This is a genomic window from Paenibacillus puldeungensis (genome assembly GCF_042678945.1).
GTDB lineage: Bacteria > Bacillota > Bacilli > Paenibacillales > Paenibacillaceae > Fontibacillus > Fontibacillus puldeungensis.
Genome location: NZ_JBHTLM010000010.1, coordinates 88,475 through 112,993, shown reverse-complemented (window position 1 = coordinate 112,993; position 24,519 = coordinate 88,475). Strand labels below are relative to the sequence as shown.

Below are 24,519 nucleotides of genomic sequence, written 5' to 3'. Positions count from 1 at the left end.
TAAAGCATGGTGTACGACACACAGTATACCAACAGAGAGGTGAAAGGATGAATCCTTTACTGAATTCCTTAATTACGGAGCTTCGGAGAGGAACGCTGACATTAGCGGTATTGAGCCAGCTGAGAACGCCTCAGTATGGATATTCCCTGGTCCAGTTGCTCGAAAAATCAGGGATTACGATAGATCAAAGTACGTTGTATCCGTTATTGCGCCGACTGGAGAAGCAGGAACTGGTCACGAGCAGCTGGGATACGTCGGAGAGCAGGCCGCGCAGGTATTACGTGCTGAGCAGCTATGGTCTGGACATTTTTGAACAGTTGAAGCTGGAGTGGGAGAAGACCTCCCAGGAGCTGTCCACATTGTTAAAGGGAGAGAGAAACGATGAATCTGATTGAGCTGTACATTGAGGAAGTCGTACGAAGATTGCCGGAGCGGAGCCGAGACGATATCGCTTTGGAACTGCGGTCGACGATTGAGGATATGCTTCCGGATGGTTATGGGGAGGAGGAAGTGAAGCAAGCTTTGACGAAGCTGGGGGATCCGGCTGTCCTCGCAAGCGAGTACAAGGATCAGCCGATGTACCTGATCGGGCCGCGCTATTATGCTTATTACATCCAGCTCTTGAAGATCATTTTGCCGATTGTCGCAGCGGTTACTTTGATATCATTGATAGCTGACCAGCTTTTGTCTTATTCCGGAAATCCGGTGAATGTTACGAACCTCACAGCTTTAGTCGAAAAGGCCGTATGGGGGATGGTGGAGGCCGGAGTCCAAAGTGTGTTCTGGATCACGCTTGTGGTTGTTATTCTGGAGCGCAGTGGTTCAGGAGGTCTAGCGTCTGCCAAGGGCAGCCGGAAAGAATGGACACCGGACGATTTGAAAAATGTTCGCTACATTCCTAAGGAAAAGGTTATTCCTAAAAAAGAGGTGTTCTACGGCCTGCTGTGGACGGCCATTTTCGGCTGCGTATATTTTAATGCCGACCGGCTGCTTGGGATTTATGAGAACGGAGGAGCCGGATTAAAGCTAACGGCCCCTGTTTTTAATCAGGATGTTCTGCTCTCTTATTGGCCATCTATCGTGTTGATCCTGGCTCTTGGCGTTGCTCTAGGGGTATACAAGTGGATCGTCGGCAAATGGAACTTTCCGATTGCGGTGCTTAATGCGGCGACTCACGGCGTAACTTTAGTGCTGTTAGCAGAGATGATCAGCCATCCACAACTGTTCTCCCCGGTATTTTTGAGAAAAATGGAGGACATTTTCGGCCTGACTAGCTTATCCGATGGCAGCCTATCATCCTATTCGTTCTTTTGGGTGGTGGTCATTGCTTTTCTGATTGGGGCGGTTGTAGACGCTTATCAAGGGTTTCGTAAAGCGGGCATTCGTAAGCAATCTGCGAAATAGTGTATGCCAGTCCGTATTCCAGGAGTAGCTGTTTCTGCTGGCGCTCTATATCTTGATTCGCTATAATGAAGTTCAGAAAGGAGGCCTGTAGGTATGGAGCATCGATCGCTCATTTTGCTCGGTTTGCTGATGGCGCAAAGCCAGCATGGCTATCAAATCAACGAATTTATCGAGAGAAATCTAAGCACGGTTACAGATATGAAGAAGCCGACCGCGTATGCGACATTAGATAAACTTAGCCAGCAAGGGTATATCGAAGTCCAGACGGAGCAAGAAGGGAACAGGCCGCCGCGAAAGGTGTATTCGATCAACGAACAGGGAAAACAGTATTTTTATAAATTACTGATCAATAACCTGTCCTCTGCCGAGACCGTCAATTATCGCGGGGATATCGGGCTTATGTTCATTAATCATCTTCCGGGGGACCAGGCGCGATCTGCCTTGCGCCAGAAGCTGGATAAAGATAAGAAAATGCTTGCTGAGCTGCAGCAAACGCCTTCGCACGGTAATGTAACGGGAGTGAATCTGGCCATTAAGCATAAAATCACGATGCTTGAGGCAGAGATCGCTTTCCTGGAGCAAACGGTGGAGTCGGATTTTTTCAATCATTCGTAAGCGAAGAAAATGGAGAATAGAGGCCTTCGAGCTGTATGTCCGCTATCAATGGTCACCATATCGAATAGAGGCTGTCTCGAGTCACTACTTTTGAGGCAGCCTCTTTGTTTTACGTGTTTTAGAAGAACGCATTATCCATTTGGTGAAAGACAAGAATCTGCTTCGCAACCTGCCTGAAAGCAAGCCGAAGCGTATGAGCAGATTTTTTTAGTTTATATCCTTATAAACGGTACCTTTGTAATAAACTCTAAGTCCCCCGCCTGCAAGTGGTACAGGCGCAGGATCGTTTGTTCTTGATAGAGTTCCTCCCCATCTGCCTTGAGATCCGTTGTCCTCAGAATAGATAATTGATGAGGGAATAGTCTCATTTGCAGCGAAGTCTCTTGAAACTGTAATGTTTTTTTGTAAATTTAAAATCCCTATGTTCTCAGAAACAACAGTCAATTGATTTGGTAAGATAACTGGCGGTGCAGAATTTTTTAAGCCCTCAGAAATGCGGACATTAGCACTTAAAGGCATTCTTTCGCCGTTGTTGGAAATTATCGCATCTTCTGCAAAGGCTGAGCCAGTAATCGAAAATAGCATGATTGGTGCCAGAAGCAATGCTTTAAAACGACCTTTCATAGATAAATCCTCCTTGAAATATATTATATTACACCAGATTATATTAATACCATATAATAAATTAAATTACTATATATGTAAAGGAAAAAAATACCACATCCTTGTCACTAAGACTATGTTATATGAACATATTACCGTGTCAGTATGGATCATAGGAAAAGGCGAGAATAACACGTACAGCCGCATTAATTCGGTGTTATTGCCGGGGTGTACCTTTTCTCGTCTTTTCTATTATGCGTGCCTAGCAGAATGCATAATCCAGTTGTTGAAAGTCCAACCTGAGGAAAAGGCGAAGCCATAATTTGGTTACCTGCGTAGGGAGAGCTTTTACTTTAATCACCTAGTCATAATGAGAATAGTCATATTTGACTATATGAAAAAAGTGGTGTATATTTTTCTCATTAGTCAGACGTGACTATTTAACATTTATGTAACTCGTAGAGGAGTGAATCGCCTTGTTTCTTGCATTAAAAGAACTAAAGCATGGTAAATTTCGTTTTCTGATGATCGGGATCATTACCGTTCTTATTGCATGGCTCGTATTTATTTTGTCCGGACTAGGCAATGGCCTGTCCACGCTAAGCGCGGCTTCCTTCAAAAATATGAAAGCTGATTTCGTCACTTTTGAGAAGGGCTCCAGAGCTTCCATGAGCCGGTCGATGCTTAGCGAATCGCTAGTGAAGGAGCTGGAGCAGCAGCAGGGTGTCACCGCTGCAGCCCCGATGGGCGGCTCGATAGCGACCATCCTTAAGGAGGCGGCTTCCGCGGATGATGAGAAGGTCGACATTACTATTTTGGGGATCGAGCCGGGCAGCTTTTTGGAACCGAAAATTGTAGAGGGAAATCCGCTAAGTGCAGATAAACCGGATGAAGTCATCGTCAATGACACGTTAAAGGATAAGGGCTACAAGCTCGGCGACACACTAACGCTGGAAGGTTCGCCGGAGCAGATGAAGATCGCCGGTTTTGTCCACAACGAAACATACAATCACGTACCGGTCGTTTTTGCAGATATGAGCAAATGGCGCACCATACACTTTGCTGCACCAGGGTCCGATCAAGGGATCAAAGATCCGGTGAATGCTGTTATGCTGCAGGGCAAAGATATCAGCGCATCCTCCATAGAAAGCGCCATTTCAAAAATTGAGGTTGCAACGAAGGCGGAAGCGGTAAAGGGACTGCCCGGATATAAGGAAGAGAACGGTACCATTATGATGATGCTCGTCTTCCTGCTGGCTATTTCTGCGTTCGTGCTTGGCGTATTTTTCTATGTGCTGACGCTCCAAAAATCGAATCAATTCGGAATCATGAAGGCGATCGGCTCAAGCAACGGTTTCCTTGGCAAAGCCATCGTATCTCAAGTGTTCCTTTTGTCCTTGGTCAGTATTGCCATCGGTATCCTATTAACTTATGGCACGGCATTGATTTTGCCGGAAGGTATGCCGTTTGCGCTGGATCCAAAGCTGGTTGTTGTTTATGCGCTAGTACTGCTTGCCATATCTGTTATTAGCTCTTTAATGTCAGTTCGAAAAATTACAAAAATTGATCCATTGCAAGCGATTGGGAGGGTTGAATAATGTCAAGAATTCAGCTTCGTGATGTTTCTAAATATTATCAGGAAGGCGTGAGCCAAATCACGGCTCTGAACAAGATATCTCTTACCGTTGAGCAGGGTGAGTTTATTGCGGTCATCGGTCCTTCCGGATCAGGCAAAAGTACGTTTCTATCGATTGCTGGGGCTTTGCTTCAAGCGTCGGAAGGGGAAGTGAGGTTAAACAGTCAGGATCTGACTAAGCTAAAACCACACGCTTTATCAAGTATTCGGCTGAAGGAAATCGGGTTTATTCTTCAAACCTCCAACCTGGTGCCTTACTTGAATGTGCTTGACCAACTGCTGGTTGTAAAAAGAATGAGCGGAAAAGTAACCGCAAGCGATAAAAAATACGCCAGGGAATTACTTGAAGACCTGGGTCTTGGGAACAAGCTGAAAAATTATCCAGATCAGCTGTCCGGCGGGGAACGTCAGCGCACGGCGATCGCCCGCGCCTTCATGAACAATCCTTCGGTCATTTTGGCGGACGAGCCCACGGCCAGCCTGGATACCCAAAGAGCGCACGAGGTCGTACAGCTGATTGCTAAAGAGGTGAAGGCGAAAAATAAAGCCGGCATCATGGTTACCCATGACGAGCGCATGCTCCAATACTGCGACAAGGTGTACCGGATGGAGGATGGAAAACTGACGCCTGCGGCGAAAAAGCCGGAGCTAGTGACCGTTTGATCCGTCAGAATAGCCTAATGATAAAGCCCTGTTCATTGCGAACAGGGCTTTATTTGGGGTTAGTGGGGAATTTCTAGGACCCAGTAACACTGGCTAGAGTCCAACCTTTTGCTGGCGGTGCAGTAGTTGCACTTTGTACATCTAATTGGAACGAATAACTTTTTTTCTACCAAGTAGATGTAAAAAGTACATTTATAACGCCGAAAGTAGGCAACAGTCTGCATTCACCCCTATTTTAGATGCATGTTTCACAACTAAACCTACAAATGGGGCGAAAGGGCTGAAAATAGCTGCACTTTATACATCTACTCAACTTAATCTTGCGGGTACAGGCTTACATCATGGGCGGCATACCACCCTATGCACCTCTTTACAAAGGAAGATCCCGTTTGCGAAATAGCTGGATGCCGATTGCAAAGGTGGCTAAGCCGATGAGCGTTAATAGGACGGCGGGTAGGCCCCAGCTAGCATTAGCGCTTACGATCTCGTTAGGACGGTACAAGGAGAAGATGGAGATGTTTCGCATCCACTCGATTTTGTCGCTGATTTTACCCAGCAGGTTTAAGGTGAAAAATCCGAAGGTCAACGCGCCGGAAAGGCCAACCGCTTGCTTCTCATCGTTCAAAGCCGCGGAAACCAGGAACGAAATGCCGCTGACAGCGAAAAACAGCAGAAACGCCATCAGATTGATTTCTAAAAATTTGGCCTCATTCAACGCAACTTTTCCTTTCAGAAACCAGGCGTTTCCGATGAAGCCGGCCGCTGTAGTAACAGCCATGATCGTAAACAGCCCGGTCACTAGAACGCTGGCTTGTGTAAAGGCGATTTTCCCCCGTGTGGTGGGGGTGGATAACAAGTAGGCCATGGAGCCCTGGTCTACTAACTTCGCCATGAGATGCGTCGATACGGCGACACAGAAGATGGAGAGGATGATCACGAGAATCAGCTCGTAATACTCCCCGGAAATGAACGAATCGGCAGTACTGAAGCCGCCCTGCAAACCAAAAGCGTTTCCTACCCCTTCCGGCATCGCCTTAATCATTTCATTGATGGCATCCGTATTTCCCGCGATGGAGGGGTACAGCCAAAACATAAGCAAAATATAAAATGCCGAGCCGAAGGCATAGTTCATAATTCCTTTTAAATTGACCTTCATCATCTGTTTATAAAGGGAGAAGTTCATTGCAGATTCTCCTTTCGGTCATAGTAATTCATGAAGATATCCTCCAAGTTTTGGGTAAACACATCGATGCTGCGGACGTTGTATTTTGCCGTTTCAGTGATGAATGCATTGTAGTTGCCCTGAACAGCGACGATCACACGGTGTGCGTCATGCGATTCGATCGGCAGACCCGAGGCCAGGAAAGCACTAGCATCAGATTCATTTTCAAAAACAACCTGGAACAGCTTTCGCTGCATCGACTGCAGCTCATGGATATCCTTCACGGTAATGATTTTACCATCCTTAATGATGGCCGCCCGATCGCAGGTACGCTCAATTTCCGGAAAACTGTGTGAGGACATGAGGAAAGTTTTGCCGCGCGCCTTCTCCTCCAGTACGATATCGATGAAGATCCGCTGCATCAGCGGGTCCAGCCCGGATGTCGGCTCATCCAGAATAATCACCTCCGGATCATGCATCAGTGCGGCGACAATGCCGACCTTTTGCTTCATCCCTTTGGACATTTTGCGGATCGGCGTGTTCACATCAAATTGCAGGCGCTCGATAAGCTGGGTCCGTTTGGACGTATCCTTCATCCCCTGCATATTCCCCATGAATTCGAGAAACGATTTACCCGTCATCCCATCGATAAAAGATATTTCTCCAGGCAGATACCCGATATATTTCTGAACTGCGCCTTGTTCTTTCCAGGTGTCCAGTCCGTTTACCTTCACAACTCCCTTATCCGGCTTCATAAACCCCATGATGTGGCGAATCGTCGTGGACTTACCGGCTCCGTTAGGACCCAGGAAGCCAAATACCTCGCCTTTATGGACCGAAAAGGTCACGTCAAAAATGCCCTTCCCATTTGAAAAACGTTTCGTTAAATCCTGAACGGTTAACATGAGAGCACCTCCAAAAGTAAAAACCGTGAAATAATATTAATAATTTATTTCATATGTTATAATATACCTAGAATTCTCACTGGTCAATGATTTTATGAAATATATTTATAAATTAATTTCATAATATAAATTAATATACAGGAAGTGAACGAGAAAAAGATGAACGGTTTCGAAAAGAGGGCCTCTTTAATCAAGGCGAAAATCAAAAATACGACGCTGGAATTGCTCAAAACCTGGGAACCCGGACGGATACGCATCGCCGATATTGCGAAGGCCGCCAAGGTCTCGCAGGTGACGATATATAACTACTACGGCAGTAAAGAGGGCTTGCTGCATGAGGTCCTCAAGGACTATGTGGAAGGAAGCCTTCGCGAATTTGAGGAATGCTTGAACAATGATGCCCTAACCTTTCGAGATAAACTCCAATATCTTTTGTTAATGGAGAAGGAATCTTACAAAACGATTCCCCTACATATGATTAAGGAACTCCTCATCGACGACCAGGAAATGTTCCATTACATTGAAGAGGAATACACCAAGCGAGCGGTGCCGCTCATGATGCGATTAATTGAGGATGGGAAGAAAACAGGGGAAGTTTCGGACAAGGTATCCTCCGAGGCGGTCATTTTGTATATTCAGATGTTCCTGGATCAATCCAAACAGCTGATGGAAACCGTTCAGCAGATGGGGAATGTCGAGAAAATTTTCGAGGAATTGGTGCATGTGTTTTTCTATGGGATCTGTGGCCGGGAACCGTCAGAGACGGAATAGGTAGATAGACAAAATAAGCCGTAATGCTGCGGAACCCGCGACATTACGGCTATTTGCTGTTTTTTTGCATAGAACGGTCGCGCTTATTTATGTTGCCGAAGTATCTCTGATAGTCGTAGTAATTGCAATCTATACACTTAAACTTGCTGAAATTGATCATAGCCTATAAATAAATGTAAAAAGTGCATCTAATGGGGGTACAGCGGCCCCAAATTGCAAATTTACTAAGAATTAAATGTACAAAATGCAGCTAAATAGCAAAATGAGCAAAAATGTGTGAATTTAAATGTACATTTTACAATTAAACTCAAGGAGAGGTCGATCCTACCGGAAAAGGGGCTGATATTACCGGAAATCCGGTGGGATTCTCCGGGCCACCTTCGTGGCGATGGCTGCCTGAACGATCGCTTTGCGAACAAGCGGAACGACGTGATCGTTGAAAATACTCGGAATGATGTATTGTTCATTCCGCTCCATGTCCGAAACTGCGGAGGCTATCGCTTCAGCCGCCGCCAGCTTCATCGGCTCGTTAATCTCCTTAGCCCGGCAGTCCAGCGCTCCGCGGAACACGCCAGGGAATACGAGCACATTGTTGATCTGGTTCGGGTAATCGCTGCGCCCGGTAGCCACGACGGCTGCATGCGCCAGCGCCTCCTCAGGTTTAACTTCGGGCACTGGATTGGCAAGAGCAAATACAATCGGCCGCTCGTTCATCGTCTTGATGTGATCTCCGGTAAGCAGTCCGCCGGTAGATACACCGATAAATACATCGGCGCCGCGCAGGACCTCCTGCAAGGAGCCCGGCTGCTTCTCCACTTGAGGTTGCTCGGCCAGCCATTGCCACATCGGATGGTCGTACTTGCCGCCGTTCACGATCGCTCCTTCCTTGTCGACGGGAACGAGCTTCGTTACCCCCGCGGCAAGGAGCATTTTGCAGATACAGACGCCTGCGGCCCCAACTCCGCTCACCACAACCCGGACTTCGTTCATCTCCTTGCCGACAACCTTTAGAGCGTTGATCAGCCCGGCGGTGACCACGACTGCGGTTCCGTGCTGGTCGTCATGGAATACCGGAATATCCAGTTCCTCCGCCAGCCGCCGCTCGATTTCAAAACAGCGTGGAGAGCTGATATCCTCCAGGTTAATGCCACCAAAAATTGGGCTTACCGCTTTAATGGTACGAATGATTTCTTCTGAATCGGTCGTATCCAGGCATATTGGGAACGCATCGACCCCGGCAAGCTGCTTAAACAGCATGGCTTTGCCCTCCATAACCGGCGCAGCCGCGTAGGGGCCGATATCGCCAAGCCCAAGCACGGCCGTCCCATCGGTAATGACGGCTACCGTGTTGCGTTTAATCGTCAATGAATAAGCCTTACTCTGACTCTCATGAATCGCAGCACAAACCTTGGCCACGCCAGGTGTGTAGACCTGGGACAAATCGTCGCGATTGCGGATCGGCAGCGTTGGCTCAATCGCTATTTTTCCTCCGAGGTGCATGAGGAAGGTGCGGTCGGAGACGTTGATCAGCTTTACTCCCTGCAGCTTGCGAAGCGCCTGGACCACGGTAGCTTCTTCTTGGTCTCCCGTATCTACCGTAATATCGCGAATGGATGATCCCTTGCCCGAAGAAATCACGTCGATGGAGGTGATATCTCCACCGGCTTGGCTGATTGCTCCGGCGACATCTCCAAAGCTGGCTTGTTCATGATCCAGCTCCAACCTGACAATGATGAGCGTTTGTGCCATAAATTTAAATCCACCCCCGCCATTTTACAGCTTCCGTAATTCTCTTTAGGCCGACAATGTAAGCCGCCAGCCGCATATTAATCCCCCTGGTTTGCGCGGTTTGGTACACCTTTTGAAAGGAGGAAGTCAGGATATTGGCCAGCTTCTCGTTAATTTCCTCAAGTGGCCAATAGTAACCTTGATTGTTCTGCACCCATTCAAAGTAGGAAACCACAACACCGCCGGCACTGGCTAGTACGTCCGGAACAATCAGCACGCCGCGTTCCGTTAAGATTTCCGTAGCTGCGTAGGTTGTCGGCCCGTTGGCAGCTTCAACCACAATTTTTGCTTTTATTTCATGCGCGTTTTGCTCTGTAATTTGGTTTTCGATCGCTGCCGGGATTAAGATGTCGCACTCCTTTACCAGCAATTCCTGGTTCGTAATGCGATCCGGGAACAGGTGAGATACCGTTCCGAACGAATCCCGTCTATCCAGCAGCTCGAGGATATCGAGCCCTTCCTGATTATATAAAGCCCCGCGTGCATCGGAAATTCCGACGATAATCGCTCCGGCATCGTGCAGGAATTTGGCGAGGAAGCTGCCGGCATTGCCGAATCCCTGAATAATGATGCGGGACCCTTTTACGTTCATGCCGGCCATGTTTACCGCTTCCTGCAAAACGATAGTGACGCCTAGTGCGGTAGACGATTCTCTGCCATATGAGCCACCCAGCACGATCGGCTTGCCGGTAATAAAGCTCGGAGAATCAAACTCGCGGATTCGGCTGTACTCATCCATCATCCACGCCATAACTTGGGCGTTGGTGTATACGTCCGGCGCGGGGATGTCCTTGGTCGGCCCCACGATTTGGCTGATCGCCCGGACATATCCCCGGCTCAGCCCCTCCAGCTCCCGCATCGACATCGTGCGCGGGTCGCACGGAATGCCGCCTTTGCCGCCGCCGTAAGGCAGGTTGACGATACCGCATTTGATGCTCATCCACATCGACAGCGCCTTGACTTCCTCCTCCGTCACATCGGGATGGAATCTTACGCCGCCTTTGGTCGGCCCGATTGAGTCATTATGCTGGGCGCGGTAGCCGGTAAACACCTTGACCGAACCGTCATCCATTTTCACAGGAATCCGTACGGTAAGCATGCGCATCGGTTCCTTCAGCAAATCGTACATCGCGGGAGGCTCATTCATCGTTTGCAGCGCGGTTCGGATGACCTCCTGCGTACTGGTAAAAACGTCTTTGTTCTCCTTGCTTTTTTGGCTCACATTCATGACGTTTGTCCCCTTTTATAGCCAGCAGACTGGCTTTTTATTTTTTACGGGAGGTCAGCTTGGCTTGCGTGAACAGCAGCAGATAGTCGTAGCCGCCCGCCTTGGAGTCGGTGCCGGACATATTGAAGCCGCCGAACGGATGCGCTCCAACCAACGCGCCTGTACATTTCCGATTGACGTACAGGTTGCCGCAGTGCATCGTGTCCAATGCCTCGGCAATCCGGTCCTCATCCCGAGAGAAAAAGGCGCCCGTCAAGCCGAATTCCGTATCGTTGTATAGTTCGATTGCTTCTTTCCAGTCCTTGGCCTTGCCGATTGCCAGCACCGGACCGAAAATTTCCTCCTGCATAATGCGCGCGTTCCCCGAAACATCGGCGAATACCGTCGGCTCGATATAGTAGCCGTTGCCTTCGGCCTTTGAGCCGCCGCAGAGAAGCTGCCCTTCCTGCTTGCCGATTTCGATATAATCGAGAATCTTTTGAAATGACCCTTCATCAATGACCGGTCCGATCGGGAAATTGTGCTCCGGTAGTCCGACGCGAAGCTGCTGCGTCAGTTGTACAACCTTTTCTACTACCTGGTCATACACTTCCTCGACGACAAAAGCGCGTGACCCTGCGGAGCATTTCTGCCCCTGGAAGCCAAAGGCTGAGGAGACGATCGCTTGCGCTGCCGCGTCCAGATCGGCGGTTTCATCTACAACGATGCCGTCTTTACCGCCCATTTCGGCAACCAAACGCTTAATCCAAATCTGCCCAGGCGCGGTATCGGCCGCCAGCTTGCTGATGCGCAGGCCGACCTCTTTGGAGCCGGTGAAGCTTACAAACCGGGTTTTTGGGTGGGTCGTCAAATAGTCTCCCACTTCGGCGCCGCTGCCCGGAATGAAGTTCAGTACCCCTGCAGGTAGTCCGACTTCCTCCATAAGCTGGACGAAATGATAGGCGATGACCGGTGTGTTTGAGGCTGGCTTGAGCAGCACGGTGTTCCCGGCGACGATCGCTGCGGAGGTCATCCCGGCGCAAATAGCGAGCGGAAAGTTCCAGGGCGGGATAATGACGCCAACGCCCAGCGGAATATAAGTAAGGCGATTGTCCTCGCCTTCTACTTGGGTCAAAGGCATCGTTTCATTAATTTCGCTAAGACGGATCATTTCACGAGCATAAAAGTTCAGAAAATCGATGGCTTCCGCCGTATCGGCATCTGCCTCAGCGTAGTTTTTTCCGGCCTCCAGCACCATCAGAGCGGAGAATTCAGCTTTACGCTCCTGCATCAGCTCGGCAGCCTTCAGCAAATACGCTGCGCGTTCCTTTGCCGGGACTTTTTTCCACGTTTCAAAAGTACTCAGCGCCGTCTGCATCGCTTTCTCAGCCAGCTCCTGATTAGCTTTGCTCATGTACCCGATCGTTTCGTCAAGGTTTCCCGGGTTCACGGACCGAATTTTGTCTTCGGTGTAAATCCGCTCCTCCCCAATGTGAAGGGGGTATTCCCGTCCGAGTTCGGACCGGACTTTGGCGATGGCCGCTTCCATAGCCTGCTTGCTCGCCTCCTGCTTAAAATCGGTAAAGGGTTCGTTACGGAAGGCTTCCAATTTTGCAGCTATGCTCATATGAACATTCTCCTTTTCTATCGCTTATTTAAAAAGGTTTTTCAGGACAAACCAGACATTGGCCGGGCGCTCGGCTAAACGGCGCATGAAATAGCCAAACCAGTCATTGCCATAGGGGACGTAAACTCGCACCTTGTAGCCTTCCTTTGCGAGCTGAAGCTGCAGCTCCTCGCGGATGCCGTACAGCATTTGAAATTCAAATTGGCTAAGCGGTATGTTCGATTCTTTGATGAATTGTTTTGTGAAGTCGATAATTTGCGGGTCGTGTGATGCAATTGCGGTGTAGTTGCCATTCTTGAGGTGAGTGGAAATGAGTGTTTTGAAATTGTTGTCGACGTCGGCTTTGTCAGGATAGGCCACCTTGGGCGATTCCTTGTAAGCCCCCTTGACGAGTCTGAGATTGGCCTTAAGCTCTTTAAGATCTTCAATGTCCTTGAGCGAGCGGTATAAATAAGCTTGAATGACGACGCCGACGTTGTCGAATTGCTGGCGCAGCTGTTTATATATGCGAATCGTCTTCTCGCATTGGACGTAATCCTCCATGTCGATGCGGACGAAAATACCGTACATGCTGGCCCTGCCCAGTATGGTTTTCAGGTTCCTGACGCACAACTCCTCGCTGATCCCAAGTCCAAGCGAAGTCAGCTTCAGCGAAAGGTTGGCCTTCACCCGTGAATTCTCGATAGCATCCAAGGTTCGCAGACACATATCGGTCGACAGATTGGCTTCCGATTCTGTGGATACGAACTCACCCAGATGGTCGAGCGTAGCTTCTCTGCCGGTATCACCCAACGCCTTCACAGCGGTGATCGCCTGCTCGATCGATTCTCCGGCGACAAATCGGCTGGCCCCGAACCTGAGGCCGTATCTGCGGGCCATTTTGTTGGCGGATTGGCTTTTGGCAAAGGCCTGGAACACAGTTCTCATTAAAGCCTCCATAGAACCCATCCTTTCCCATATGATTTTGTACACAAAATATACAATATTTTAAATATTTGAACAATAGATGAATAGAAAATAAACAAAATATTTTTTTGCTATTAAAAAAGTGTATAAAAATGAACAGTTTTAGTGTATAGTTTTGCCAAAAAAGGCGTTAGTCAGTTGAACCTTTGCCAAGTTTCATGTTAGATTTACAAATAAATTCCTTTCGTGGTGAGGTACTGTATGTTCAATCATGAACAATTAGAGATTATTAGAGATTTTGGCTGGCTGAAGGGGGAGGAGACAACAAGCGCGCTGCTTGCGGTCCTTCGGGAGGGCCGGGCAGCGGTTGTTGTACAGCAGGCCTCTTACTACCTGTTTACCCCTTGGGACGTAGGATGGCTTTCGCAGGCTTCAGGCAGTATTGAACATTTTCTGGCTGAGCACGGCGAGTCCTTTACGGCCGCAGCTTGTGGGGAGCAGGAGCTTCATGCGCTGATGAATGAGCTGTCCGGCATGCAGCCGAGCGCATTCGGCGGAAGACCCGCCGTCATAATCGTTGACGAAGCAGGCAGCCCAGCCGGCTACTGCATGCTGGCGCAGCTGATCCAAGCGGCTTGGCACTTGCAGCTGCAGGCGTCTGCTTATTTTCAGACACTGCTGGAAACGGTGAGCGACGCCGTTACGGTTGTTGATCGAAACGGGACGGTCATCGGCTGGAACGCGATTGCAGAGGAGATGTACGGCATTCGAAAGCCAAGTATTGTCGGACGCACCATCGGCGAGCATTTTGATCCGGAATCACTCGTCGTGCTAAAAATTCTGGATAAGGGCAGACGGATGCGCAACACCTACCATCGTCCGCGTCCGGATACCCATGTGCTGATCAATGCTTCGCCGATTTTTGACGAGCACGGGGAAATCATCGGCGGGGTCGCCACCGAGCAGGATATTACCCATCTTGTGAAACTGAACGATGAGCTGACCACGGTCCATTCCCGTCTGCTGACGCATAAAATCGGCGACTCCGATCCGTTTGCTTTGATCACCAGCCGCGGCGAAAGCATGGGGAAGGTCGTCAAAATTGCCAGAAAGGTGGCGGAGACCGACTCCTCCGTGCTGCTGATGGGAGAGACCGGGGCGGGAAAAGAGCAGCTGGCCAGGGTGATCCACCGGGCGAGCTCAAGGGCCGGAGGCCCTTTCCTATCGCTAAACTGCGGCGCCATTCCCGCCGGGCTTGTCGAGTCGGAGCTGTTCGGCTTTCAAGGCGGCGCTTTTTCGGGAAAACCGTCCTTTGAGGCGGGAAAGCTCGAAGCTGCGGACGGAGGTTCTCTGTTCCTCAACGAAATCGAATGCCTCTCCATGGACATTCAAGATAAGCTTTGCCAGTTCATACAACGACATGCGCTGGCGCGGATCGGCGGGCGGGAGGAGCTCACGGTATCCACTCGCATCTTAGCGGCGACAAGTCAGGATCTAGAGCGGCTGGTGCAGGAAGGAAAGTTCCGGGCTGACTTGTTTTATGCGCTAAATGTCGTCTCGATCAAGGTGCCACCGCTACGGGAACGCAAGGAGGACCTCGCTAATCTGGTGCAGCTTTACTTACGCGTCTTTTCGCTGCAATACCAGAAGCCGATCCCGGCCATATCGCCGGAGGTCATGCTCGCTTTTACCAATTACGAGTGGCCGGGCAACATGACAGAGCTGCGGGCCACGATAGAACGCTGCGTCATTTTGAGCGAAAATGACCAGATTACACTGGAGCATTTGCCAGAGGCGCTCCAACAGAAGCAGACACAGCTGACGCTGAAGGCAGCGGGGAAGGCGGAAGCCGCCCATGTCTCCGGGCCGACGAATGTCGAGGGCATGGAGAAGATGCTGCGTCCTAAAATATCCGTGGACGAAGAAATTGTCCTGATGAAGGAGGCGCTCGAGCGCTCCGCCGGCAATAAGAGCAACGCGGCCAAGCTGCTCGGCATCTCCCGAGGAACGTTGTACAAAAAAATCAGAGAATACAATTTGGTGTAGATGCAGCAGTTCGCGTAGCAGCGAGCAGTGTGCCGAATACAGCACGCAACACACAGTACGGAACATGCAAACTCCAAACACTAGCTTCGGTCCGCTCTAGGCTGAACCCCATCTTAACCCTCTGCATAGCATATAGCACTAAGCTGTGGGGAAAAGAGGCGTGTGTCTATGATAGGGATAGAGCTGACGGCGATTCACTATGTGTATTTGGCGTTCATTGTGTTCATTATGGTGCTGCTGATCAAGCGGCGCGATACGACGATGATCTGCGTAGCGGGTATTTTTGCGCTGGGGCTGCTGGCAACGGAAACGCTTAGCGGCTCGGTTTCGGGGATATTCAACTCGTTCATCTATGCGACTAAGGAACTGATGGGCACGATCATGATTATCTCGATTATCGTGGCGATGAGCAGGGTGCTGATCCGCACGGGAATCAATGAAACGATGGTAGCGCCGCTGACACGTTTTATCCGCACACCGGGAGTGGCCTATTGGGGGATAGGCATCATCATGATGGTGACGTCCTTCTTTTTCTGGCCTTCTCCGGCGGTTGCCTTGATCGGAGCGGTGCTGCTGCCGGTGGCGATTCGCGTGGGGCTGCCGGCGCTTGGCGCGGCCGTTGCCATGAATCTGTTCGGGCATGGAATCGCTCTTTCCGGCGATTACATTATTCAAGGCGCGCCGAAGCTGACCGCCGATGCTGCAGGCATTCCCGTAGGCAGCGTCATGACGGCCAGCGTCCCGCTTGTCATCGTGATGGGGCTGGTGAGCACGGTCACGGCATTTTGGATGATGCGGAGGGATATGCAAAAAGGGACCTGGCGAAGCGGTCTCGTCTCACCCGGTAGCGCCGCTGGGGCTTTGGGAGAGGACCGGACGCTGGAAAAGGGGGACCGGGTAGTGATCAGCCCACGGGCCAAACGATGGCTGGCCGTGCTCATCCCGCTTCTGTTTGCCGCCGCCGTGGTGGCGATGCTCCTGCTAAAGCTGCAGGGAGGCGACGCGACGGCGCTGGTTGGAGGGACGGCCGTGCTGATCCTCATTGCGGTGACCCTGCTGGCGCACCGCCAGCGCGGCCTGGAAAAGGTCACCTCCTATTTGATCGAAGGGCTGGTCTTCGGCTTTAAAGTGTTCGGACCGGTGATCCCGATCGCCGCTTTCTTCTATCTAGGCGATGCCGCCTTCACGGAGCTGTTCGGGAAGGTGCTTCCCGCAGCGTCGCACGGCATCGTGAACGACCTCGGCGTCGCCCTGGCCGGCGTCGTGCCGCTGAACGGCGCCGTTGGGGCGGTGACGCTGGCCGTCACGGGTGCGATCACGGGCCTCGACGGCTCCGGCTTCTCCGGCATCTCGCTGGCCGGCTCGATCGCGCAGCTGTTCGGCACCGCCATCGGCTCCGGCACGGCCACGCTGACGGCGCTCGGCCAGGTGGCCGCGATCTGGGTCGGCGGCGGCACGCTGATCCCGTGGGCGCTCATCCCGGCTGCGGCCATCTGCGGCGTGAGCCCGTTTGAGCTCGCCCGCCGCAACCTGAAGCCGGTGCTCATCGGCCTCGCTGTGACGACGGTCGTGGCGATGTTTTTGATGTAGCCAAGGCTAATGGCTAACCTAAGCTAACCTAACATCTTTTCTCCCCAATGTCCCCCATTCGCCAAAAGTGGTCTAAAACTAGATATCTATTCGGGTCACCTTCCGATTCCGGCTAACTGAACTTTAGTAACCGCAGTTAACTCTGCCGACAACGGACTAATTTGGAAGATAAGCAAAGCTAAAATTAGAAGGAGATCCCCTCACTAGTTGAACGGATCACCGGTTAGAAAGAAATTAGCTGGAAATCCTCCGGCTAATTCGAACTGATCACCGTTTGAAGAGAAATTAGAGGGAATTCCTCCTGCTAATATGAAGCATTTTCCTCCATACAGCCGATTTTAGTAAAATTAACGGGAGGATTTCCTGTTAATCCACCCCAACCCACCGTTTTCACCCAAATTAACGGGAGCTTTTCCAGTTAGTTTAACTTAAGAAAGGTAATTGAGCGCCCCCCGAACTAATTCGTAGCATACAACCCTTTCGCCTTTTCCGCGGTAGACAGGTTTCAACCAGCCCTTCTCGGTCAGCCGCTGCAGCATCAGAACCCCCGTTTTGTGATCTACCTCAAAATGTCGCTTCACGTCCACCGGCCGGATCGGCCGGACCAGCAGTATGGCGAGCCGGATCACTTCCTTTTCTGCGAGCAGACCGCGCGAAACGGGAGCGTTCTCCGGGTGGTAGCGGCTGAGTACCATGCGCAGCAGGTTAATGCAAAGGTCCGGACGTTGTTCGACATCATCATAGGCGAAGGAGATGACCTGGTAGCCCATGGCGATCAGAAACGTTTCGCGGTTCAGCTCCTGGCAGTATTTTTGCCGATCCATCTCCCGGACGTGCGCGGCGTAACCCTTAATCTCGAACAGCAACTTCACTTCGCCCCCACCCGGCAGCCAGACGAAATCGGCAAAATAGGACCGCCCGCGCCAGTCGCTGACTTCATACTCCGGATGGAGGTCGGCGAAGTCTCCTCGCAGCGGCCACCATACCTGTCGCAAGAACAGTGACTCCGCGTGTGCATGCCCCCGTTCCAGCCTGCCTCGGCGTTCACCTGACCTACGGCCGAGATGATGTTCCATAAACAAAGCGTAGCTCTCTTCAAAACTCATACACCGGTGCCCCTTCCCGTCAAAAATAAAAACGCCCCGCATTCGCTCCTCGGACTACAATCCAAAGGGAGCTCCGTAACCATGACGGTTAAGGTGCTGGCCCAATCGATTTCCATCCAATAGGGAGCTGTGCGGGACGTGCTTCGTCCTAAATCCAGTATAGTGTTGGCCCACGGGGTTCGTCCAGTTTTGTAGGGTGGCATAAATGGTGCTCCGGTTTTTTGTTCCATTCGTGCACGGAAATAGGGGTGCCAAGGGTAGATTTGCGCTGTTATATTTTATCATTGCTTTTCCCGGGCGGGGGACGTAAGCTGTTAAAAGGACGGTGGAAGTGACTTCCATATATGGACTTAGCATCACTGCCGGCGGCTGTTTGTACAAACCCAGTCCAGAGTTGCTCACCTTTCGGTTCCCTGTTTCTCCCTAACGGAAACGTGAAACTAACAAAGCTGATTTACGTATCATTAGATAGTGTTTAAACGGAAAGGGTGGAGGCTAATTTGGACAATAATTTGACTGTGAAATTGTTTGAGAAAATGCCTGATGGAGAAATCAAAGAAATTGATGAGCGTGCCTGGAACGCCAATATGGTGGCCGCGTTGGAGCATGCAAATTATCTCGTCATTGGCAGCCGTGAGTACGAGACGGTGGAAGGCAGATTGAACCTGGATGAAGGGAAACTCGAGCTGCTGCTCGTTCCGATCCGGCACGAATAGGGCTGCTCGCGTAAGGAGGAATCCGTTTTGGCAAACAAAGAAGAAATATCTAACAAAGAATCCGCTAAATCTGTATCCAAATTTTTCACCCCGGAGGGCAAGCCTGTCCGCGTGCTGTCTACCTCGCTTGGCATCGCGCTGCTGGCGAATGCTTTTCTCATTCCGGGCTCGGGCGTTTCGGCCACAAGCAGTAGTTCCGGTTCTGACGAACCAAAGCTCGTCTCTTGGTCGACGGAAGAAGTAAAGCAGTACTTTGACAAAAATGCAGACTGGAACATTCCAATGCCGATGTCAGATGAAGAAAAAGGCGGGCAAGCTGGCTCGGCAGGGTCTACCGATACTACTGGCAATGGAACGACTGTAATCAACAACTACGGGGGCTATGGCTCCGGATTCGGCTGGGATGATATGCTGCTGTACCATTTCTTATTCAACAGCGGGTCCAACTATTCATCCAGCAGCTGGCATAAGGATCACCGGGGTTATTACGCAGGTACGACTACGCCATACAAATACCGCAGCTATTCCAGCGACACGTTCCAGAACAAGCATGTGGCGGGTTCAGTCGTCCGTCCGAAAACATCAACCTCTACTACCGGGTCGATCGTAAGACGTTCCACCTCGTCGAAGGCCGGTGGAATCGGGGGTAAATCGAGCGGACTTGGGTCCAGTTCCTCCTCCAGCAAAAGCTCATTTTCCGGCTCCAAATCGTCAAGTCACAGCAGCGGAGGCTTCTTCGGAGGATGACGGACAGCATATTCGAGGTTGTAGGCACGCCTCATCCCGACCGCGCTTTCCGGGTCAAACAGCTGCATGAGCTTGGTTTCACATGGGCTGATCTGGAGGACGAGGCCTATTGGATCGACCAAATGGTGTTGATGTCCCGGTCTACCTATGAGGAGCTGGAGCAGGCTTCTTCATCCCTATGGCAAATCCTTGATAAAACAGTCCGTTATGTTTATCAACGGCATGACCTGTACGAGCTAATCGGGGTTCCGCCGATTTTGTGGGCGATGCTGGACGATCTACCGCTCCCTGAGCCAGGGCTCATCAGCCGGTATGCGAGATTCGATTTCTCCGTAGCGAATGACGGCAGCATCAAGCTGCTTGAGCTCAACGCCGACACCCCTACAGGCTATGTCGAGGCATCGATTGCCACACCGTGGGTGCTGGAGCAGGCCGGGTACGAGTCACCTAACGTGCGGATGAAGGAGCTTGTCGCGGCGGCATGGGCTGTAGAGCGACCGGATACGGCAGCCTGCGTTGCTTACGGTGAGCATCTGGAGGATTCAGGGACGATTGAAGCGTTGGTCCGGCACAGCGGGCTGGATATTCGCTGCGAGAATTGCTTGGAGTTGTGGGTAGACAACGGGTTTTTGAAAAACAAAGACGACCGCGTCATCGAGCGAATGTTTGCATTGTATCCGAAGGAATGGATGGCGGTCGACGACGCCGGTGAAGCGTTATCCTACGCCATCGAGACGGGGCGGCTGACCATGTTCAACTCGCCGCACAGCATTTTGCTGCAATCCAAAGGATTGCTGGCCGCTGTTTGGGGACTGTATGAGTTGGGACTCTTGTTCAACCCGGAGGAACGCGAGACGATCGCTAAGTATGTGCTTCCGACTTATAACAAGCCTGTGTTTTCGGGCAGCTTTGTATCCAAATCGATGTTTGGGCGTGAAGGCGGTTCCGTGCGTCTGTTTGATGCAGAAGGTCAGCTGGAGCTGGAGGACCAGGAAGGGTTTGACAGCAGCGAGCTGTTTCCGTCCGTATATCAAAAGAGAGCGGATCTTGCGACTATTAATACCGCAGAGGGAGAACTCCATCTGCTGACCGGCATGTTTGTCCTTAATGGAACGCCCTGCGGCCTCCTTGGGCGGGCAGGCGGTCTTATTACCGGCAATGCCAGTCATTTTATCGCGTTGGGAGTGAAATAAATGCATTTTAACCGAGGAAAAGATACGGGGATGAACCGGGATCGGGGAAACCAAAAACGCAGCAGCGCCTATTTCCGGCGGTTTCTAGGGTCCTTTTTCATCGTCATAGCTCTGCTGACGCTTAGCGCCTGTTCCGAGCAAAACAGCATATTCAGCACCGATTCCGGTTCTGACGTTACGTTAAATACGGCGCGCGTCCCTTGGGATTACAAAATTGTCGAGGCGACGGTGGGTGACTTGATCGGCAGCGACATGACGATCCTGCCGGATAACGACATGCTGCCGAACGACGGAAATTATGCGACAGGAGACAAAATTTGGGTTCTCCAGTTCATGGACGCCGAGCTTACCACGGATGAAAACAAAAAGAACGATATTCACCTATCGTCATGGACAACACTGAAATCCTACCCTGACCAGACTTCGGCGCAGAAGGGTCTGGCTGATTTGAAGGTATCTATCACGACCGATGTTAAGCTGGTAGGTGTCTACAAAACCGAGTACAAGGGCAAAACGAGAAACTTTGCCGTGCTGGAGCTGCCAACCGGAAACCGGGTGAAGCAGCCGATTGACGATGCGCGGTACAAGGCACTAGAGAAGCAGAAAACCGCTTCAGTTGTGCTGGAGGAAGTACATGATTTTGCCGATTATGATCAGGCATTTGCAAAATTCCGGGGGTGGGCGAAATGACGGTTGTGATTAACATTGTTGTAAGTGTAGGTGTCATTATTTTACTGCAGTTGTTAGGAATGCTTATTTTTAGTTGGATGACGCCTTTCCGGGATATGGAGGAGCTCAAGAAGGGGAATGTGGCGGTAGCCCTTGCACTGGGCGGAAAGTTTCTTGCCACCGCCATCATTATCGGGATTGCGGCTTATACGAATACCTCGATCTGGTTTATGATTTTGTGGTTCGCTGTAGGCTACGTATGTTTGATCGCAGCATACTGGATTTTTGAGCTGGTTACACCTGGGTTCACGATTTCCGAACACTTAAAACAAGGGAATGTGGCCGTTGGGGTATTGCTATGCTTTGTATTCATCGGTACGGCTTTTGCCATAAGCAGCCTTATTATTTAAATTATATGAATCTGGGGAAGGGGCAGACAGGTGCACTTTTTGCTCAGAATAACGACTAAAATGATGCGCATGCGCAAAACGTCGATCGCGCTTATGGTCATTTTCTTTGTTACCCTAAGTGCAACGATTGCTTACCTGCTTGAGCCGTCAACGTTTGAGTCGTGGTTTAACGCGCTGTATTGGGTCATGACGACGATGGCCACGGTGGGTTATGGCGACTTTTTCGCCAAGACGTTGGCGGGAAAAGTGTTCACGATGTTCTTATACGTCTTCGGGATTGGACTGCTCAGCCTTGTGATCGGCAAAGTGATCGAATCCCTGGGAAGTATTCAGCGGCAGAGAGGGGCAGGAACTTTGAGCTTTCGGGGTGAAAACCATATCGTTCTGATTAATTGGAGCAAAAAAGCGGAGTCCGCGGTGGAGGAAATTTTGGCCTACTCGCCTAAGAGCCACATTGTGATCATTGACGAATCAAGCCGCCACCCGCTAGAGGAAATGCACCAGGTTCATTTTGTGAGCGGGGATCCTTCCTCGGATGAAGTGTTAACAAAAGCGGGCATTGAGCATGCGCAGGCGGCGATTATTTTTGCCGATATGCGGATTGAGGAAACCTCCTTGATCGACGGCAAGACGCTGCTCATCGCCTCCAGCATAGAACGACTGGCTCCGTATGTACATACTACCGTAGAAGTGACGCAAGAGAAACATATTCAAAATTTTCGGCATGTCCAAGTGAACGAGTTCGTGCTGTCCTATGATGCCATCTCGAGATTGGCGGTTCGTTCCGCGCTGCACGCGGGCAATTCCGATCTGATCCATCAGCTCCTAAGCCGTCAGTATGGCGATGATATTTACGAGATTCCGGCCAAATCGGAGTGGAAAACGTATGGAGATGCGTTCACTGCTTTACTGCAGCTAGGGGCGACCTTGCTTGCAGACCGCAGCGATCTCGGCATTAACCGCAAGCTTGACCAGCCGATTCCGGCTGAGGCCAAGCTTTACATTGTGTCTGACGAGGCGACCTATCGGCGGATCGCCGGAGTGTAACTATATTAATTATCATATAACAATGAAATAAAGCGGACAAAAGCCCTTGATTATTAAAATCAGGGGCTTTTTTTAGATTAGAATTAAATTAATTACAATTTAGTATTGCCGATGTTAGGGGAAGTATGCTACTATTGCCATGGGATTGAAAACGTTACCGAAAAGGATTCCGATATGGTTTTCGGTATCGTTACCGGAAACGGAGCCGAAAATTAAGGAAGCGTATTCATTCCGCATAAATAAACAATTTTTTCGAGGGGGAACAAAAATGAAAGTCGGAAAGCTTGGAAGTATGTTGCTGGCTTTAACTTTAGTTGCCGGGCTGATCGCTGGCTGCGGTAGTGAAAGCAAAGACACGAAATCTAGTGGCTCGGGCTCCAATTCTTCTTCGGGAAAAGCAGGAGAAATCTATTTCCTGAACTTCAAGCCGGAGATCGCTCCAGTGTATGAGAAGATCGCTAAGGATTACGAAGCGGAAACCGGTGTGAAGGTGAAAGTGGTAACCGCCGCTGCCGGTACTTATGAAACGACGTTGAAATCCGAAATTGCCAAATCCGACGCCCCGACAATTTTCCAAATTAATGGCCCTGTTGGATACCAAAACTGGAAGGACTATGCGCTGGACTTGAAAGACACGAAGTTGTACAGCTATCTGTCCGATAAGAATCTGGCTGTGACCGATGGTGGCGGCGTGTTCGGGATTCCTTACGCTGTAGAAGGCTACGGCATCATTTACAATAACGCTATTATGAAGAAATACTTCGAACTTCCGGACAAAGCGGTTTCGGTTGCTTCCATGGACGAAGTGAAGAACTTCGATACTCTCAAATCGGTTGTCGAGGATATGACGGCGAAGAAGGATAAGCTTGGCATTAAAGGTGTGTTTGCCTCCACATCCCTCGCTGCCGGTGAGCAGTGGAGATGGCAGACTCACTTGGCTAACCTGCCTTTGTATTACGAGTTCAAGGATAACAAGGAATACGGCAATACGATTTTGGCAGGCCTGAATTCGAAAGAAATTGAGTTCAAATATAATCCAAACTTCAAAAACATTTTTGACCTGTATATCAATAACTCCGTGACGAAGGGGCAACTGCTTGGAAGTAAATCGGTAGCTGACTCGATGGCCGAATTCGCGTTGGGTCAAGCTGCAATGGTGCAAAACGGCAACTGGGCTTGGTCGCAAGTTAATGAGGTAGACGGCAACGTCGTTAAAGCCGATGACATCAAGTTCCTGCCGATTTACACCGGTGTGTCCGGAGAAGAAAACCAAGGTCTTGCTGTTGGTACGGAAAACTACTTCTCCATCAACAGTAAAGCGTCCCCTGAAAAGCAAAAAGCTTCGATCGCGTTTCTGGAATGGCTGTTCTCCAGCGACAAAGGCAAAGGCTACGTAACGAAGGATCTCGGATTCATCACTCCTTTTAACACGTTCAAAGACAACGAAAAACCTGCTGATCCGCTGGCAAAGGAAGTTACGAACTGGATGCAAAAGGATGGCATTGTTTCGGTGCCATGGACATTCGCCGCATTCCCGAGCGAAGAGTTCAAGAACGCATTTGGCGATGCATTGCTGCAATATGCTCAAGGCAACAAGACCTGGGACGATGTTGTGACAACGGTTAAGGATTCCTGGAAAGCCGAAAAGGCTAAGTAATTAAATCAAACTTTATAGCGGTGGCGTATGAGCTGATGCGCCGCCGCTTCA

The 24,519-nt window shown here is 50.4% G+C and carries 24 protein-coding genes; 15 read left to right on the top strand and 9 right to left on the bottom strand.

What is annotated here, in order from left to right:
- The first annotated feature begins 47 nt into the window (after window positions 1–47).
- The 3 genes from ACFQ3W_RS14965 (at window position 48) to ACFQ3W_RS14955 (ending at window position 2,019) form a co-directional block, all read left to right on the top strand.
- Window positions 48–395: a PadR family transcriptional regulator gene (locus tag ACFQ3W_RS14965; protein ID WP_379320040.1), complete on the top strand. Its 348-nt coding sequence runs from the start codon at window positions 48–50 to the stop codon at window positions 393–395.
- Window positions 382–1,404, top strand: a complete 1,023-nt coding sequence (locus ACFQ3W_RS14960; protein WP_379320039.1) for an HAAS signaling domain-containing protein — start codon at window positions 382–384, stop codon at window positions 1,402–1,404. Before ACFQ3W_RS14965 ends, ACFQ3W_RS14960 begins: the two co-directional genes overlap by 14 nt.
- Window positions 1,405–1,497: 93 nt before the next feature.
- Window positions 1,498–2,019, top strand: coding sequence for a PadR family transcriptional regulator (locus ACFQ3W_RS14955; protein WP_379320038.1), 522 nt, complete (start codon window positions 1,498–1,500; stop codon window positions 2,017–2,019).
- A gap of 207 nt (window positions 2,020–2,226) precedes the next feature.
- On the opposite strand, the gene ACFQ3W_RS14950 is transcribed toward ACFQ3W_RS14955, so the two are convergent.
- Complete coding sequence (locus ACFQ3W_RS14950) at window positions 2,227–2,643, bottom strand: hypothetical protein (protein ID WP_379320037.1); 417 nt, start codon at window positions 2,641–2,643, stop codon at window positions 2,227–2,229.
- A 455-nt stretch (window positions 2,644–3,098) separates the two neighbouring features.
- Between ACFQ3W_RS14950 and ACFQ3W_RS14945 the strand changes: the two genes are divergently transcribed.
- Entirely contained in the window at window positions 3,099–4,220 is a 1,122-nt protein-coding gene (locus ACFQ3W_RS14945; RefSeq protein ID WP_379320036.1) for an ABC transporter permease, read from the top strand.
- Window positions 4,220–4,921, top strand: a complete 702-nt coding sequence (locus ACFQ3W_RS14940; protein WP_379320035.1) for an ABC transporter ATP-binding protein — start codon at window positions 4,220–4,222, stop codon at window positions 4,919–4,921. The genes ACFQ3W_RS14945 and ACFQ3W_RS14940 overlap by 1 nt, the downstream gene beginning before the upstream one ends.
- Before the next feature lie 370 nt (window positions 4,922–5,291).
- Here the strand turns inward: ACFQ3W_RS14940 and ACFQ3W_RS14935 are convergent, their stop codons facing one another.
- Entirely contained in the window at window positions 5,292–6,104 is an 813-nt protein-coding gene (locus ACFQ3W_RS14935; protein ID WP_379320034.1) for an ABC transporter permease subunit, read from the bottom strand.
- On the bottom strand, window positions 6,101–6,988 hold the full coding sequence (locus tag ACFQ3W_RS14930) for an ABC transporter ATP-binding protein (protein ID WP_379320033.1): 888 nt from the start codon (window positions 6,986–6,988) through the stop codon (window positions 6,101–6,103). The genes ACFQ3W_RS14935 and ACFQ3W_RS14930 overlap by 4 nt, the downstream gene beginning before the upstream one ends.
- Window positions 6,989–7,147: 159 nt before the next feature.
- On the opposite strand from ACFQ3W_RS14930, the gene ACFQ3W_RS14925 reads away from it, so the two are divergent.
- Window positions 7,148–7,759, top strand: a complete 612-nt coding sequence (locus ACFQ3W_RS14925; RefSeq protein WP_379320032.1) for a TetR/AcrR family transcriptional regulator — start codon at window positions 7,148–7,150, stop codon at window positions 7,757–7,759.
- 345 nt (window positions 7,760–8,104) lie between these two features.
- Here the strand turns inward: ACFQ3W_RS14925 and ACFQ3W_RS14920 are convergent, their stop codons facing one another.
- The 4 genes from ACFQ3W_RS14920 to ACFQ3W_RS14905 are packed head-to-tail and all read right to left on the bottom strand — an operon-like array spanning window position 8,105 to window position 13,320.
- Complete coding sequence (locus ACFQ3W_RS14920) at window positions 8,105–9,508, bottom strand: NAD-dependent malic enzyme (protein ID WP_379320031.1); 1,404 nt, start codon at window positions 9,506–9,508, stop codon at window positions 8,105–8,107.
- A gap of 4 nt (window positions 9,509–9,512) precedes the next feature.
- Window positions 9,513–10,775, bottom strand: coding sequence for a Glu/Leu/Phe/Val family dehydrogenase (locus ACFQ3W_RS14915; protein ID WP_379320030.1), 1,263 nt, complete (start codon window positions 10,773–10,775; stop codon window positions 9,513–9,515).
- A 37-nt stretch (window positions 10,776–10,812) separates the two neighbouring features.
- Window positions 10,813–12,381 (bottom strand): L-glutamate gamma-semialdehyde dehydrogenase, encoded by a 1,569-nt coding sequence (gene pruA / locus ACFQ3W_RS14910; RefSeq protein WP_379320029.1) that lies wholly within the window; start codon window positions 12,379–12,381, stop codon window positions 10,813–10,815.
- A 24-nt stretch (window positions 12,382–12,405) separates the two neighbouring features.
- The gene (locus ACFQ3W_RS14905; RefSeq protein ID WP_379320028.1) at window positions 12,406–13,320 is read right to left on the bottom strand and encodes a proline dehydrogenase family protein; all 915 of its coding nucleotides are present in this window, start codon (window positions 13,318–13,320) and stop codon (window positions 12,406–12,408) included.
- A gap of 228 nt (window positions 13,321–13,548) precedes the next feature.
- On the opposite strand from ACFQ3W_RS14905, the gene ACFQ3W_RS14900 reads away from it, so the two are divergent.
- Window positions 13,549–15,333 (top strand): sigma-54 interaction domain-containing protein, encoded by a 1,785-nt coding sequence (locus ACFQ3W_RS14900; RefSeq protein WP_379320027.1) that lies wholly within the window; start codon window positions 13,549–13,551, stop codon window positions 15,331–15,333.
- Window positions 15,334–15,504: 171 nt separating this feature from the next.
- A complete protein-coding gene (locus ACFQ3W_RS14895; RefSeq protein ID WP_379320112.1) occupies window positions 15,505–16,923 on the top strand; it encodes a hypothetical protein in 1,419 nt (472 codons plus the stop codon).
- Window positions 16,924–17,351: 428 nt separating this feature from the next.
- Here ACFQ3W_RS14895 and ACFQ3W_RS14890 read toward each other — a convergent pair whose 3' ends face one another.
- Together ACFQ3W_RS14890 and ACFQ3W_RS14885 are read right to left on the bottom strand one after the other, a co-directional pair.
- Entirely contained in the window at window positions 17,352–17,795 is a 444-nt protein-coding gene (locus ACFQ3W_RS14890) for a hypothetical protein (protein WP_379320026.1), read from the bottom strand.
- Entirely contained in the window at window positions 17,792–18,022 is a 231-nt protein-coding gene (locus tag ACFQ3W_RS14885) for a hypothetical protein (RefSeq protein WP_379320025.1), read from the bottom strand. The genes ACFQ3W_RS14890 and ACFQ3W_RS14885 overlap by 4 nt, the downstream gene beginning before the upstream one ends.
- Window positions 18,023–18,565: 543 nt before the next feature.
- Between ACFQ3W_RS14885 and ACFQ3W_RS14880 the strand changes: the two genes are divergently transcribed.
- The 7 genes from ACFQ3W_RS14880 (at window position 18,566) to ACFQ3W_RS14850 (ending at window position 24,468) form a co-directional block, all read left to right on the top strand.
- Entirely contained in the window at window positions 18,566–18,745 is a 180-nt protein-coding gene (locus ACFQ3W_RS14880) for a hypothetical protein (protein WP_379320111.1), read from the top strand.
- A 45-nt stretch (window positions 18,746–18,790) separates the two neighbouring features.
- The gene (locus tag ACFQ3W_RS14875; protein WP_379320110.1) at window positions 18,791–19,492 is read left to right on the top strand and encodes a hypothetical protein; all 702 of its coding nucleotides are present in this window, start codon (window positions 18,791–18,793) and stop codon (window positions 19,490–19,492) included.
- Complete coding sequence (locus ACFQ3W_RS14870; protein ID WP_379320024.1) at window positions 19,489–20,685, top strand: glutathionylspermidine synthase family protein; 1,197 nt, start codon at window positions 19,489–19,491, stop codon at window positions 20,683–20,685. Before ACFQ3W_RS14875 ends, ACFQ3W_RS14870 begins: the two co-directional genes overlap by 4 nt.
- On the top strand, window positions 20,686–21,375 hold the full coding sequence (locus ACFQ3W_RS14865; protein ID WP_379320023.1) for a signal peptide protein: 690 nt from the start codon (window positions 20,686–20,688) through the stop codon (window positions 21,373–21,375).
- Entirely contained in the window at window positions 21,372–21,764 is a 393-nt protein-coding gene (locus ACFQ3W_RS14860) for a DUF350 domain-containing protein (protein WP_379320022.1), read from the top strand. Before ACFQ3W_RS14865 ends, ACFQ3W_RS14860 begins: the two co-directional genes overlap by 4 nt.
- 60 nt (window positions 21,765–21,824) lie before the next feature.
- Window positions 21,825–22,811: a potassium channel family protein gene (locus ACFQ3W_RS14855; RefSeq protein ID WP_379320021.1), complete on the top strand. Its 987-nt coding sequence runs from the start codon at window positions 21,825–21,827 to the stop codon at window positions 22,809–22,811.
- A gap of 268 nt (window positions 22,812–23,079) precedes the next feature.
- Entirely contained in the window at window positions 23,080–24,468 is a 1,389-nt protein-coding gene (locus ACFQ3W_RS14850; protein WP_379320020.1) for an ABC transporter substrate-binding protein, read from the top strand.
- Window positions 24,469–24,519 lie beyond the last annotated feature (51 nt).

Bases quoted from the DNA above. Each gene is read 5' to 3' on its own strand.
- ACFQ3W_RS14865 (WP_379320023.1), top strand. From the start codon at position 20,686: ATGCATTTTAACCGAGGAAAAGATACGGGGATGAACCGGGATCGGGGA.
- ACFQ3W_RS14950 (WP_379320037.1), bottom strand. From the start codon at position 2,643: ATGAAAGGTCGTTTTAAAGCATTGCTTCTGGCACCAATCATGCTATTT.
- ACFQ3W_RS14925 (WP_379320032.1), top strand. From the start codon at position 7,148: ATGAACGGTTTCGAAAAGAGGGCCTCTTTAATCAAGGCGAAAATCAAA.
- ACFQ3W_RS14855 (WP_379320021.1), top strand. From the start codon at position 21,825: ATGATGCGCATGCGCAAAACGTCGATCGCGCTTATGGTCATTTTCTTT.
- pruA (WP_379320029.1), bottom strand. From the start codon at position 12,381: ATGAGCATAGCTGCAAAATTGGAAGCCTTCCGTAACGAACCCTTTACC.
- ACFQ3W_RS14920 (WP_379320031.1), bottom strand. From the start codon at position 9,508: ATGGCACAAACGCTCATCATTGTCAGGTTGGAGCTGGATCATGAACAA.
- ACFQ3W_RS14900 (WP_379320027.1), top strand. From the start codon at position 13,549: ATGTTCAATCATGAACAATTAGAGATTATTAGAGATTTTGGCTGGCTG.
- ACFQ3W_RS14860 (WP_379320022.1), top strand. From the start codon at position 21,372: ATGACGGTTGTGATTAACATTGTTGTAAGTGTAGGTGTCATTATTTTA.
- ACFQ3W_RS14955 (WP_379320038.1), top strand. From the start codon at position 1,498: ATGGAGCATCGATCGCTCATTTTGCTCGGTTTGCTGATGGCGCAAAGC.
- ACFQ3W_RS14960 (WP_379320039.1), top strand. From the start codon at position 382: ATGAATCTGATTGAGCTGTACATTGAGGAAGTCGTACGAAGATTGCCG.
- ACFQ3W_RS14965 (WP_379320040.1), top strand. From the start codon at position 48: ATGAATCCTTTACTGAATTCCTTAATTACGGAGCTTCGGAGAGGAACG.
- ACFQ3W_RS14915 (WP_379320030.1), bottom strand. From the start codon at position 10,775: ATGAATGTGAGCCAAAAAAGCAAGGAGAACAAAGACGTTTTTACCAGT.
- ACFQ3W_RS14880 (WP_379320111.1), top strand. From the start codon at position 18,566: ATGCCTGATGGAGAAATCAAAGAAATTGATGAGCGTGCCTGGAACGCC.
- ACFQ3W_RS14935 (WP_379320034.1), bottom strand. From the start codon at position 6,104: ATGAACTTCTCCCTTTATAAACAGATGATGAAGGTCAATTTAAAAGGA.
- ACFQ3W_RS14940 (WP_379320035.1), top strand. From the start codon at position 4,220: ATGTCAAGAATTCAGCTTCGTGATGTTTCTAAATATTATCAGGAAGGC.
- ACFQ3W_RS14930 (WP_379320033.1), bottom strand. From the start codon at position 6,988: ATGTTAACCGTTCAGGATTTAACGAAACGTTTTTCAAATGGGAAGGGC.
- ACFQ3W_RS14905 (WP_379320028.1), bottom strand. From the start codon at position 13,320: ATGGAGGCTTTAATGAGAACTGTGTTCCAGGCCTTTGCCAAAAGCCAA.
- ACFQ3W_RS14870 (WP_379320024.1), top strand. From the start codon at position 19,489: ATGACGGACAGCATATTCGAGGTTGTAGGCACGCCTCATCCCGACCGC.
- ACFQ3W_RS14850 (WP_379320020.1), top strand. From the start codon at position 23,080: ATGAAAGTCGGAAAGCTTGGAAGTATGTTGCTGGCTTTAACTTTAGTT.